Source organism: [Flexibacter] sp. ATCC 35103, from assembly GCF_001975985.1.
Classification (GTDB): Bacteria; Bacteroidota; Bacteroidia; order Flavobacteriales; family Flavobacteriaceae; genus Flavobacterium.
Genome location: NZ_MTQF01000004.1, coordinates 628,954 through 642,110, shown reverse-complemented (window position 1 = coordinate 642,110; position 13,157 = coordinate 628,954). Strand labels below are relative to the sequence as shown.

Here is a 13,157-nt window from a genome sequence, read left to right as displayed (position 1 = left end):
TGTGATTTTTTAGATAAGTGAATGAAGAGATTATCTTCTTCCACCACCGCCTCCGCCATATGATCTTCCGCCGCCGCCGCCAGATGATCTCATGCTTCCGCCACCGCCGCCACTGTTCATAGAACGAGATGGACTAGGGGAGTAACTTCTTGATGAATTACCACCATCATAACTTCTGGTTGTTGTATTGCTACTTGATCTTCTGTTAGAGTAATCGTAGCTATTATTTTGACCTTGAGTTGTGCTTCGTCTGTTTGTAAAAGTTGGGCTTGAAGAGTTGTATGTTCTCCCGTTTACAGATGAGCTTCTTCTATAGTCAGAGTAGCCATTTTGTCTGTTGGTAGTATAACTTCCTCTATTTGTAGTATAGTTTCTGCTTGTGCTGTAGTTTCTGTTACTGTTATAGCCTCTGTTTGTAGCAAAGTTTCTGTTAGAAGCGTAATTTCTGCCTCCGTAATATGAAGCGGAACCTCTTCTTCCATAACTGTAAGAGTAGTTGTTGTATCCGTAATAAGGTCTGTAATATCCAGGGTAGCCCCATCCGCCTCCCCAGTATCCAGGATATCCCCAGCCGTATCCAGGGTAGCCCCAATAACCTCCTCCGTATCCGTAACCGTAATATGGGTATCCAAAACCAAATCCGAATCCCATTGACCATGTAGGGTCAGAGTAAACATTTACTGAAACTTCTGAATTGGCGCTTCCCCAAGCCGGGTAAGCAGTTGCGACTGTTTGTGTGCTGTCATTATCCTGATAATTGCCATAGCTGTCAACATCTGTGAAAATTTCAGTTGGCTGATTATCGTCTTGCAAAGATTTAAAATAATCTTTATATTGATTGTTAGCATTTGTAGTATTTGTCTGAGCATACGTTCTTGGTGAGCCACCATATACTCCGTCATTATCATTATATGAAGTATTTTGGTAAGAACCACACGATGCTAAAAGAAAACTCAGTAATCCAATTAAGTAAATATGACTTGAGTTTTGGCGAAGAGAAGTATAAGTTTTCATATCTGTGGTGTTTTTTATTGTTGCACATTACAAAAATAGTTAGTTTTGTCAAACTATTTAGTTAAAATTAATAAAACAAAATTTGTGCCAAACTATTCAATATGAGTAAGAACCTCACTACAAGATCAGAAGATTATTCAAAATGGTATAACGAGCTGGTTGTAAAAGCAGATCTAGCCGAAAATTCAGGCGTTAGAGGATGTATGGTTATAAAACCGTACGGATATGCTATTTGGGAAAAAATGCAGGCTGAGTTAGATCGAATGTTTAAAGAAACAGGACATCAAAATGCGTACTTCCCTTTATTTGTGCCTAAGAGCATGTTTGAGGCAGAAGAGAAAAATGCAGAAGGATTTGCAAAAGAGTGCGCTATCGTAACACATTACAGATTAAAAAATGACCCGGATAAACCCGGAAAACTAATGGTTGATCCTAATGCTAAGTTAGAGGAAGAACTAATTGTTCGTCCAACAAGTGAGGCAATTATTTGGTCTACATATAAAGGATGGGTGCAATCTTACAGAGATTTACCTTTATTAATTAATCAATGGGCTAATGTGGTTCGTTGGGAAATGCGTACGAGATTGTTTTTAAGAACTGCTGAGTTTTTATGGCAGGAAGGACATACGGCTCATGCTACAAAAGCTGAAGCATTAGAAGAGTCTGAGAAAATGATGAATGTTTATGCAGATTTTGTTCAGGATTTTATGGCTATTCCGGTTGTAAAAGGTATAAAAACTGAAACAGAACGTTTTGCTGGTGCAGATGAAACGTATTGTATCGAAGCTTTAATGCAGGATGGTAAAGCGTTACAAGCAGGAACATCGCACTTTTTAGGTCAGAACTTTGCAAAAGCTTTTGATGTGAAGTTTGCAAATGCCGAAGGGAAACAAGAACACGTATGGGGAACCTCTTGGGGAGTTTCTACTCGTTTAATGGGAGCTTTGGTTATGACACATTCTGATGATCAGGGATTAGTGTTGCCTCCAAATTTAGCGCCAATACAAGTTGTAATTGTACCTATTTATAAAACAGACGAGCAATTGGCTGAAATTACAGCTGCAGTAAATGATTTAACGGCTAAACTTAAAAAATTAAGAATATCTGTTAAATATGACGACAGAACAACTCAAAAACCAGGGTTTAAATTTGCTGAATGGGAGTTGAAAGGTGTTCCTGTGAGAATTGCTGTTGGGCCAAAAGATTTAGAAAATGGAACTTTTGAAGTGGCAAGACGTGATACATTGACAAAAGAGACGGTTTCTGGCGAAGGAATTGTTACTTATATAAATGACTTGTTAGAGCAGATTCAGGCTGATTTATTTAACAAAGCATTAGACTATCGTAATACACATATTACGGAAGTGAATAGTTTTGAGGAATTTAAAGAAGTTTTAGACGGTAAAGCAGGATTTGTATCAGCTCATTGGGATGGTACTGCTGAGACCGAAGAGAAGATAAAAGATTTAACAAAAGCGACAATTAGATGTATTCCTTTAGATGCTATTGATGAGGCGGGAACCTGTGTGTTTACTGGTAATCCTTCCTCAAAAAGAGTGTTGTTTGCGAAGGCGTATTAATTTTTTTTAATTTTTTTTGCATCAGGTATTGTACATCTTAAAAATAGTTGTATTTTTGCATCCGCATTAGAGAAGCAGGCCCGTTCGTCTATCGGTTAGGACGCATGGTTTTCATCCATGTAAGAGCGGTTCGATTCCGCTACGGGCTACTACTTTTTCTGCGAATTGTTCTTTAAATAATGAGAATTAAAATGGCCCGTTCGTCTATCGGTTAGGACGCATGGTTTTCATCCATGTAAGAGCGGTTCGATTCCGCTACGGGCTACAATAATACCTCTATTTAAATATAGAAAAAACTTAGAACGATATTGGTCTGTTCGTCTAGGGGTTAGGACTCCAGGCTTTCGTCCTGGTAACAGGGGTTCGATTCCCTTACAGACTACAAAATTAGTTGTGAATAAGTTTTGTAAAATAAAAATTGGTGTCTCGGTTTTTGTTTTATTAGTTAAAACCAAAGTGATTGTTTAACAATTGTGGGAGGTTTTTCTTTTTTAACTAGTATTTATAATAATTATTACATCTAAAATTAAAAGAAAATGGCAAATCATAAGTCAGCATTAAAAAGAATCAGAAGTAACGAAAAAAGAAGAGTTCTTAACAGATATCAACATAAAACTACTCGTAATGCTATTAAAGCATTAAGAATAGCTACTGATAAAGCTGATGCAACTTCAAAATTATCAACTGTAATCTCTATGATTGATAAATTAGCTAAAAAGAACATCATTCATGATAATAAAGCTTCTAACTTGAAGTCTAAATTAACTAAGCATGTTGCTAAATTGTAATTAACTACAATTTCCTAAAATATATAAAAAGTCCTCTTTTAGAGGACTTTTTTTTGTTTGAAGAAAACTGAGATAAATTCCAAAAAATAAATTCCAAATTCCAATTTATATGCGCTTACTTTAGCTGCTTTTAGTGGAATTTGGAATTTTTTATTTCGATTTGTTTGCAGTAATTCTTGCGGAATTGAGATTTTGTTGATTGTATTAGAGATAGCAGAGATATCCTTTTGTGATAACACAGATTTTATAAATATACGGAACAAAAGATTTAGCAGATAGTATAGCTTGGAGGGTAACGTCCATTAGAATCGAATAATATTGATTGAAATGTTATTTTGCTATTTTCTTCTTTAGATATTCTAACATGGGTTGTGTAATTGGTTTTGAGAGAAAATCTATAATGATAGGATATTTTTTTGCTTTGGCTAAATCGTCAGGATCAATTGTAGATGATAATACAATTACCTGTGCGGTATTAAAGTCTGCATAAGCGGCAGAAGTAAAGTGGTCCAGAAATTCCCAGCCACCCATGACAGGCATGTTTAGGTCTAAGAATATTAATTCCGGTTTTTTATTTACTTTGTTTTTATTGTTAGTGTATTTTAAATTATTAAAATGGTGTAGCGCTTCTTCTCCATTTTGAGCTGTGATGATTTCTTTTGAAAATGATGATTTTGAAATTACTTTTTTACATAACATTAATGTGATGGGGTCGTCGTCAATGCATAAAATTTGCTCCAGCATAAAAATTAATTTTTAAATGTTATTGTAAATGTTGTTCCTTTATTTACTTCGCTTTCAATACTTATTGTTCCTCCCATTGTTTCTACCTGTGATTTTACGAGATATAAGCCTAATCCTTTGCTGTCAGGATAGTTGTGAAATCTTTGATAAAGACCAAAAACTTTGTCGCCATTTCTTTCCAGGTCAATACCAATTCCGTTGTCTTTAAAAGTTAAAATTGCCTGATGGTCAATTTGTTCTGCGGTAATTGATATTTTTAATTTTCTATTCTCTGATTTATATTTAATGGAGTTGGTAAGCAAATTAAGTAAAATACTTTCGATATATGCTTTGTTTGTGTTTAATAAAGGAACTTTTTCAAAATTTAATTTGATTATTGGTTTGTGCAATTCGATTTGAAAAGATAATTGACTAAATACATTTTCGAAGACCTCTTTTAAAGATACTTCTTCTTTTTGCATAGAAGGGTTGTCTTTAATGATAATGACTTTTACTAAATCATTGATTGTTTCGTTTAAGAGATGAGTTGATTTGGTGAATCCGGCAAGAATTTCTTCTAATTCCGGATTTTCAATGGCAATATCTTCAATAAGATTTAATAATCCGATTAGATTTGATAAAGGCGCTCTTAAATTATGTGATGTGATGTATGAAAATTGTTTTAAATCCTTGTTGTTTTGAGTTAGTTCTCTGATAAGATGCTCTTTTTCTGTCTCTAATTTTTTCTCATCAGTTATATCTCTTTGTATAGAAATCCAATGCGAGATAACACCTTCGTTATTAAAAATTGGAATCATAGAAAATCGAACCCAGTATTCTTCATTTTTCTTTGTGTAGCTAATGGTTTCTATGAGGCATTCTTCTTCGTTTTTTATTGCTCTCAATAGTTTTTTTAATTCTTCAGAATCAGATTTTGGTCCTTTGAATATATTTGTAGACTTTCCTATTATTTCATGCGAAAGATATCCTGACATGTGTGAGAATGCGGGATTTACATACACTATTTTAGGAATTTTTCGGTCTAGTGAGTTTGCTTCAGTGATTAAGATTGAATCTTTAGATTGTGTAATTACGGTTTCTAAGAGTTTTAATCGTTGTTCTTCCTCTTTTTGCTTGGTAATATCCTGAATGGCTCCAATCATTCTGATGGCTCTCCCGTTTTCGTCTTTTAATAAAAAACCACGATCAAGAACATATTTATAAGTTCCGTCAGCACATCTGAAACGATATTGATCTTGCCACTTTTCTGTTTTTTGTTCAATAAATGAATACAGTTTAATCGACATTCTGATACTATCCTCAGGATGAATTTTGTCAAACCACCATTTTGATGTTTTTCCGACTTCTGCCGATTTGTAACCAAAAATATTTTCTATTCCTTTATTCCAGTTAATGCTGTCTTCCTGAATTTTCCAATCCCAAATTGTGTCGCTTGTTGCTTTTGCAACGATATCGTATTTTTCATTTGATTCCTTGATTTCTTCATTTGTGCTCTTTAATTTTTCAAAAACAGAAACATTTTTTCTTTCATTTTTTGAAAGTATATATTTGAAGATAAAACCTGTAGAGAGGATAAAAAGAATATCTTTTAATAAAAATAAATAAAAGTATTCCAGTTTAGAAAAGTAAGTAATAAGTATTTTATGACAGACTGATGCCATAATTAGCGATATGATAACGTAAATTAGAGTAATTTGGAGAGTTTTACTTTTCATTACTCAAATATAGTTAAATAAAGTATAATTAAACAACACACAAAGTCCATTTTGAGTGTAAAATTTACATTGATTTAACGAACTAATTACTTGTCTATACGCAAACTATCGCAGAAACGTTTTTTATATCAAAATAAAGTGTACCTTTGCACCCATTAAAAATCTCAGATGGAATCTATTAGAAATATTGCAATTATTGCCCACGTCGATCACGGTAAAACCACTTTGGTTGATAAAATTATGTATCACTGTCAATTATTTCGTGACAACGAAAACACAGGTGATTTAATTCTTGATAATAACGATTTAGAGCGTGAGAGAGGTATTACTATTACTTCAAAAAACGTTTCAGTTCAATATAAAGGAACAAAAATCAATATTATCGATACTCCAGGCCACGCGGATTTTGGAGGAGAAGTAGAACGTGTATTAAACATGGCCGATGGTGTATGTTTGCTAGTTGATGCTTTTGAAGGTCCAATGCCACAAACGCGTTTTGTATTACAAAAAGCGATTGACTTAGGTTTAAAGCCTTGTGTAGTTATCAATAAAGTTGATAAAGAAAACTGTACTCCTGAAGAAGTTCATGAGAAAGTTTTTGACTTAATGTTTGAATTAGGTGCTGAAGAATGGCAGTTGGATTTCCCAACAGTTTATGGTTCTGCTAAAAACAACTGGATGTCTGATCATTGGGAAAACGTAACTGATAATGTTGAAGCATTATTAGATATGGTTGTTGCTAATGTACCTGCTCCTAAAGTTTCTGAAGGAACACCACAAATGTTGATTACTTCTTTAGATTTCTCAGCCTTTACAGGTCGTATTGCTATTGGTCGTCTTGAAAGAGGAGTTCTTAAAGAAGGTATGCCAATCTCATTAGTAAAAAGAGATGGTACGGTATCTAAATCTCGTATCAAAGAACTTCATACTTTTGAAGGACTTGGTCGTAAAAAAGTACAAGAGGTTATTGCTGGAGATATTTGTGCAATCATTGGAGTTGAAGGTTTTGAAATTGGTGATACTATTGCTGATCATGAAAATCCTGAAGGTCTAAAAACGATTGATATCGATGAGCCTACAATGAGTATGTTGTTTACTATCAATGACTCACCTTTCTTTGGTAAAGAGGGTAAATTTGTAACTTCTCGTCATATTAGAGAAAGATTAACAAAAGAATTAGAGAAAAACTTAGCTATGAAGTTAGGTGAAACTGATTCTGCAGATAAATTCATGGTTTTTGGTCGTGGAGTACTTCACTTATCTGTTCTTATTGAAACAATGAGAAGAGAAGGGTATGAGTTACAAATTGGTCAGCCACAAGTTATCATCAAAGAAATTGATGGTAAAAAATGTGAGCCGATTGAGGAATTGACAATCGATTTACCAGAAAACCTTTCAGGTAGAGCAGTTGAATTCGTTACATTGCGTAAAGGAGAAATGCTTTCTATGGAAACTAAAGGGGAGCGTATGATTGTGAAATTTAATATTCCATCTCGTGGAATTATTGGATTGCGTAACCAATTACTTACTGCAACAGCTGGTGAGGCTATTATGGCGCACCGTTTTATTGGATATGAGCCTTACAAAGGAGAAATTGCAGGACGTAACAAAGGTTCATTGATTTCTATGGAAAAAGGAAAAGCGATTCCTTATTCTATCGATAAATTGCAAGATCGTGGTAAATTTTTTGTTGAACCAAATGCTGAAATTTACGAAGGTCAGGTAATTGGAGAAAACTCTCGTGCTGATGATATGTGTGTGAACGTAACTAAAGAGAAAAAACAATCTAACGTTCGTTCTTCTGGAAATGATGAAAAAGCAAGAATTATCCCTCCAATTATTTTCTCATTAGAGGAAGCTTTAGAGTACATTCAAAAAGATGAATATGTAGAGGTAACTCCAAAATCTATTCGTTTGAGAAAAATCTATTTGACAGAAACTGATAGAAAAAGATTTAAAATCTAAATACTTTTCTACATTTAATATAAAAATCCCAAATTCCTACCGAAGCCTCGGAACTGGAATTTGGGATTTTTTTATATCCTGTTTTTTGAATAATCTCAATCTTTATACTGTTGAGATCAAATGCGAATATTGTTTTTAGTTTTTTATCTCTTAAGACTAAAATGACCTTTTCTTTGTCTGCCATCCTCAAGCTGAATGGTAAACCAATAATCAGAAGATGGCATTGGTTCCTTATTGTAAGTTCCATCCCATCCTAATTCAAACGGTGATAATTGTTTTAACAGTTTTCCATAACGATCATAAATATAAATAACAGCATTCTTGTAGATAGGGTCATTTATTCCGCTAAAATTCCAATAGTCATTATAGCCATCATTATTGGGAGTAAAAAATTTGGGAGAATTCAATACGGCAAAACTTTTTACTATTCTTCCGCATCCATCAATGTTTTCAATAATTAGTTCATGGAATCCTCCCGGTATATTTTCGAAAATAGCTAAGTTTTGAAAATCACTAAATGTTCCATCCTGAAAATGAATTCTATATTTATAATCTTGAGGATTATTTACATCTATAATAATTTCGTTTAAGCTATTAAGATCATTAATTTCAATTTCATTTATAAAGGCAAGATGTGATGTTTTTACGGGAATATCAATTTTAGTAGAGCAACCTGCTTTGTTTTTTACTATTACATTGTAATTTCCTTCTTTATTCACAGTAATTGTGGGTGTAATATTTCCGGTTGACCATAAATAAGTGTAATTGTTAATTTCAGATAATTCAACTCCCGATTCTAAAATTACAGTTGCATTAGGGACTGATTCACATATCACTTTTTCAGATTGTGGTATTAAAGTGGGAATCGGGTCTACAATCAAGTCAAATTTCCCTGTTCCATAACAACCATCGGCATTTTCAGCTCGTACAAATACGGTCTTTGAACTTGTTGTAATCGTGTTTTTAAGTTCGTTCAATGATAAAGCAGCATTATTTTCGGTATCGTAAAAAAATAATTTAATATCGGAAGGCAGGTTTAATTGAGTTTTAATAAGTTGCTTTTTTTGTTCTAAGTCGAATTCTGCTTTTCTATCACCAGAATCACATTTGTGAAAGTCATCTGGAATAATAGAAATATTAGGATTTGCTTGTAATATTATAGTTGTAAAACTATAACATGATGAATTTGATTGACTTATTTTTGCATAAAGTTGTTCATTACGCGTAATGTTTCTGTAAATAGGATCAATTGACGAGGTATTTGTTATATCATTTTCAGCATCAGTTTTATTATGGTAGAAAAATACTTTGTAATCTTTATTCCCTAGTGAAATTGGTTCGTTTGCTGCAGAAAGATTAAAAGTTGCCAATCCGTCTAATGAGTTGCTATCCTGTGTGTCGCATTGAATTAATTTATAAGGAGTCGCAATTACTGAAGGATTTTCATAAATAGTTACCATTCGTTCGATTGGTTCTCTGTTTTCACCATTGACAGTTTTGATAAGTGTTACTTTATAATCTCCCGGTTTTGTATAAATATGAAAGGCCTCTTTTTTATTTGAAGTATTTCCATCTCCAAAATTCCATAAAAATGTATCTATTTTTTCAGAAGAATTCACAAAGAAATGTGTTGATTGTCCTAGACAGTTAAATTCGTAATCAAATGTGTAAAGGAAAAGAGAAGTGATAAATGGAGGAAGGCCTAATTTTGAAATCCCACCTTTTAGGTCGATTTTATTTTGAATATAATTGCAATTTATTCCGTCAAATTCAGGATTGTTTATTACAGATAACTTGTTGCCATTGTTATCAGTGTTTGAATAACCTGATCTGTAAATTTTTTCATCAATAGCAAGTTGTAATGCACCTGCAACATAATTTGAGGAATTGATTATTTGTTGAGAACCTGTTATATCTGCTTTTTTTAAATCAAATTGTATAAGAGTACTTCCAAGAGAACTACCATTAAGATCATTATACCTGTTAAAAGTAACATATAGTTTTGTTGTTTTAGGAGAAAACTCGACGCCATAAGGATCGATATTGTTTAATATTGTTATTTCATTATTTAAAATACCGTTATTTGTATCGAAATCATAGAGACAAACATTTCCTGTTTTTCTTTTTATCTGACCATTTTGATTAAAATCATTAGAGGTTTTTGTTGCCATATTTGCCATGGCAATTTTTTTACCATTTGGTGAAGCTTTTAAATAACCAATTGCATTTGTGTTGTATCCTCCCAGAGGAATATTTTGAGATGTTATTGTTTTTATTGGAGTTTGGTTTACGCCATCAGTGCTGATTTTGAAGCTGTAAAATGTGTTTTTGAAATGGGTGATTATCCAAAACGAAATACCATCACTATGTTGTACGGCAGTAATTTTCTCGGAGCATTTAAATTTTATATCTTCCGCATTATTAATGTCATATGTAATAAGATGAATGTTTTTTTGAGTAGAAATGATGTCCCCATTACCATTATTTAACCTAAGATCGACTACAGAAAAGTTTAAACCATTATTTGGGGCATCTTCATCATTGTTTGGATTATTATCCGCATTTTGAGGATTAGGTTCATCTACCGTGAATATATAATATAGATTTGGATCTTTTGGTTTTGGGACTATAATTGCTGATTGTGTGCTGGAGCGATGACCTAATAATCCTGTTCCGTTAGGCATAATCTGATTGTTTTTGTCATAAACAATCGACCCGTCTGTATAAAACAGAAGGCTTCCATTTTTATCAGAAATACTAGTACATCCTTCATTTGTAAATAGTTTTCCATTTGTTAAGGTCATTGGACTTCCAGAATTGAAATCTAATCCTGCTCCATAACCAAAATACCAGATAGCCGCCTCTTTTTGTGCAAAAGTAGGGATTGTAATGAGTAATAAAATGAATGGTATTAATCGGATAGATTTCATATATTTTTCATCAAACTCAAATATACAAAAACGTGTAAGAAATAAATTGAATATTTATTTTTTATCTCTTAAGACTAAAATGACCTTTTATATTTTCGCCATCTACAAATTGTAACGTAAACCAGTAATCATCTGAAGGTAATTGCTGACTATTAAAAGTACCATTCCAGCCATCGCTGTTTTGGTTCATTTCTTTTAATAATTTTCCGTAACGATCAAAAATAAAGATTTTATAATCAGGAAGCTGATCTATGTTTTTAATATACCATAAATCATTGTATCCATCTCCGTTAGGTGTAAAAAACCTTGGAAAGTCTAAAACATAAACAATAACGGAATTAGATAATCCGCAACCATTTTTGTCTCTGGCAATTGCATAATAAATTCCCGGATTTACAGCCGTAAATAAAGAATCATTCTGAAAGACGTTTCCATCTAATGAAAATTCGTAATTTCCAATTCCGGTATATTTTATAAGTACGGAATTGTCAGTTCCTGAAAAATCCTTTACAATAGTCTCTGTTATTAAAGCCGGTTCAGATGAAATCACTTTAAAATTTTTGGTTTTTTCACAACCATTTTCATCTGTAACAGTTATGGAATAATCGCCTGCTGAATTTATTTTTATTGCATTAGTTGTGTTTCCCGTATTCCACAAATAACTGATGAAATTTGAAGCAACACTTAATGTTATTTCTTCTCCTTTGCATACATATTCTGTTTCATTTTCAAAATTAGGAGGATTAAATGTATTTACCACAAGTGTTACAGGCTTTATATCAAAACAATCAGCTCCATTTGTTGCTTTTCCATAAATTATCTGGCTGTAAGGAGTTGTGTTTTTAAACATGTTGGGTAATGCATTTTTATCTATTAAAGCATCATTTGTACTTAAATAATATTTAAAAACCAAACCACTTGGTAAGCCTGTTGAGAATTGTGGAGTTACTTCTGCTTCAAGATCAAATTGATAAAAACCATCTTGTTTTTCATCACTATCACAAGTTGCTATTGGGTTTTGATCTGGAATTGTTGTGTTTGAAATTTTTAATGTTACTTCGGCAATTTTAAAACAGCCATATTGATTCTCCAGTCTGGCATAAACAATTTGGTCTGGGACTTTATTAGTATATTTTTCGGGAGTTAGAATTGGATTTGTCTTTGACTGAGCATCTGTTAAGGACTCATAAAACCCTTTATTAAGAGTTTCAGCGACATTATTTTTGATAATATTATCAACTTTTGTTAAATTGAAATCAGAAATGCCGTCTGTGTCATCATCACATTGCAATAGGCTTGTGTTGGTTGAGAGTATTTCAGGAGCATATTCAATCTTTATTTCGCCAGTAGACACACAAGTTGTGCCTGTTAAGGTTGCTTCGACTTTATAATTTCCTGTTGTTTTAACGTTATATACTGAGCCAGTTTCGGCAGGAATAATTTCAACATAATTATTACTTGCGTCTTGTTTTAGCCATTTAAAACTATACAAAGCACTATTTAATTGAGTATCCAGGGCTACATCTTCTCCAAAACAAGCTGGATTATTATTAGCAATTGTTTTATCGACCCCAAAATTTATTGTCGATACAAAACTTCCGGCTTCAATAAAAACTGCAGAGTTATACTGACCTGTTGGATCATCTGCAATTACTAATTTAAGATGATATGTTTTATTGGGAATAACTTCCGTTTGAGCGTTCATGACTACTGTTTGTCCGGCATAATTGATAGGACTATTTACGGTATTATAACCGTTAAAAAAGTTTTCATTTACAGCTTCGCATCCACTAAAACTCTGTCCGTTCATAAAAACAGGTTCTATTTTCGTATGAACTGTAGTAGATGAAACAGGAGTAGAAGTGTTGGGTAAAACGGCTAAGTTTTTATAATCGTCTGTGGTTCCTGCTTCTTTTATCAAAAAAGCGAAACCATCAGAATATTCACAAGGGTAATAGGTCTGATATTCATTAGAGGCAAAAATATAGTTGAAACTAATGGAGTTTGTTAAGGCTACAAAATCAAATTCCAGAACTGTTGCCTGAGTGCTTCCGTCTTTATTTATTGCTTTTTCTAAATCAGCGTCACCCTTCCAGTTTTTATTCGTTTGTCCCTGAGAAGTTGATTGATTAAAAGGACCCGCTGCATTTTTACTTGGAGATGTACTTAAAACAATTCCCCCCGAAAAAGGAAAACTACTGCCTGTAGAATTAAAATAAGCATAACTGTTTCCTGTATTATCCGGATTTCCAGAGGCATTAACAGTTCCAATATTTATGCAGGAACTGTTGATCAGGATGTTCTTTACTAATTCATCAGGCGTTTTTGTGGCATCTACAGTAATATTTTGTGCCTTAATCTTTACAGAAAACAAGCACATTAATGTAACAAACAAAGCAACTTTAAAATAATTCATAGTCT

The 13,157-nt window shown here is 33.0% G+C and carries 8 protein-coding genes and 3 tRNA genes; 6 read left to right on the top strand and 5 right to left on the bottom strand.

Translation table 11 applies throughout. From position 1 onward, the window contains the following. Positions 1 to 30: 30 nt before the first annotated feature. On the bottom strand, positions 31 to 1,014 hold the full coding sequence (locus tag BXU01_RS10795) for a hypothetical protein (protein WP_083693213.1): 984 nt from the start codon (positions 1,012 to 1,014) through the stop codon (positions 31 to 33). A gap of 101 nt (positions 1,015 to 1,115) precedes the next feature. Here BXU01_RS10795 and proS point away from each other — a divergent pair, with 101 nt between their 5' ends. The 5 genes from proS (at position 1,116) to rpsT (ending at position 3,382) form a co-directional block, all read left to right on the top strand. Beyond that, positions 1,116 to 2,594 carry a proline--tRNA ligase gene (proS, locus tag BXU01_RS10790; protein WP_083693212.1) on the top strand — a complete coding sequence of 493 codons (1,479 nt, stop codon included), beginning with the start codon at positions 1,116 to 1,118 and terminating at the stop codon, positions 2,592 to 2,594. Positions 2,595 to 2,671: 77 nt separating this feature from the next. Beyond that, positions 2,672 to 2,743: transfer RNA gene (locus BXU01_RS10785), tRNA-Glu, on the top strand. Positions 2,744 to 2,787: 44 nt separating this feature from the next. Next, positions 2,788 to 2,859, top strand: a tRNA-Glu gene (locus BXU01_RS10780). A gap of 45 nt (positions 2,860 to 2,904) precedes the next feature. Further along, positions 2,905 to 2,976, top strand: a tRNA-Glu gene (locus tag BXU01_RS10775). Between the two features lie 154 nt (positions 2,977 to 3,130). After that, positions 3,131 to 3,382 (top strand): 30S ribosomal protein S20, encoded by a 252-nt coding sequence (rpsT, locus tag BXU01_RS10770; protein ID WP_055095632.1) that lies wholly within the window; start codon positions 3,131 to 3,133, stop codon positions 3,380 to 3,382. A 330-nt stretch (positions 3,383 to 3,712) separates the two neighbouring features. On the opposite strand, the gene BXU01_RS10760 is transcribed toward rpsT, so the two are convergent. Further along, on the bottom strand, positions 3,713 to 4,126 hold the full coding sequence (locus BXU01_RS10760; protein WP_083693210.1) for a response regulator: 414 nt from the start codon (positions 4,124 to 4,126) through the stop codon (positions 3,713 to 3,715). A gap of 5 nt (positions 4,127 to 4,131) precedes the next feature. Continuing rightward, entirely contained in the window at positions 4,132 to 5,787 is a 1,656-nt protein-coding gene (locus BXU01_RS10755; protein WP_255373741.1) for a PAS domain S-box protein, read from the bottom strand. Between the two features lie 222 nt (positions 5,788 to 6,009). Here BXU01_RS10755 and typA point away from each other — a divergent pair, with 222 nt between their 5' ends. Beyond that, the gene (gene typA / locus BXU01_RS10750; protein ID WP_056252450.1) at positions 6,010 to 7,806 is read left to right on the top strand and encodes a translational GTPase TypA; all 1,797 of its coding nucleotides are present in this window, start codon (positions 6,010 to 6,012) and stop codon (positions 7,804 to 7,806) included. A gap of 143 nt (positions 7,807 to 7,949) precedes the next feature. On the opposite strand, the gene BXU01_RS10740 is transcribed toward typA, so the two are convergent. Continuing rightward, positions 7,950 to 10,736 carry a T9SS type B sorting domain-containing protein gene (locus tag BXU01_RS10740; RefSeq protein ID WP_083693207.1) on the bottom strand — a complete coding sequence of 929 codons (2,787 nt, stop codon included), beginning with the start codon at positions 10,734 to 10,736 and terminating at the stop codon, positions 7,950 to 7,952. 61 nt (positions 10,737 to 10,797) lie between these two features. Further along, positions 10,798 to 13,152, bottom strand: a complete 2,355-nt coding sequence (locus BXU01_RS10735; RefSeq protein ID WP_083693206.1) for a T9SS type B sorting domain-containing protein — start codon at positions 13,150 to 13,152, stop codon at positions 10,798 to 10,800. Positions 13,153 to 13,157 lie beyond the last annotated feature (5 nt).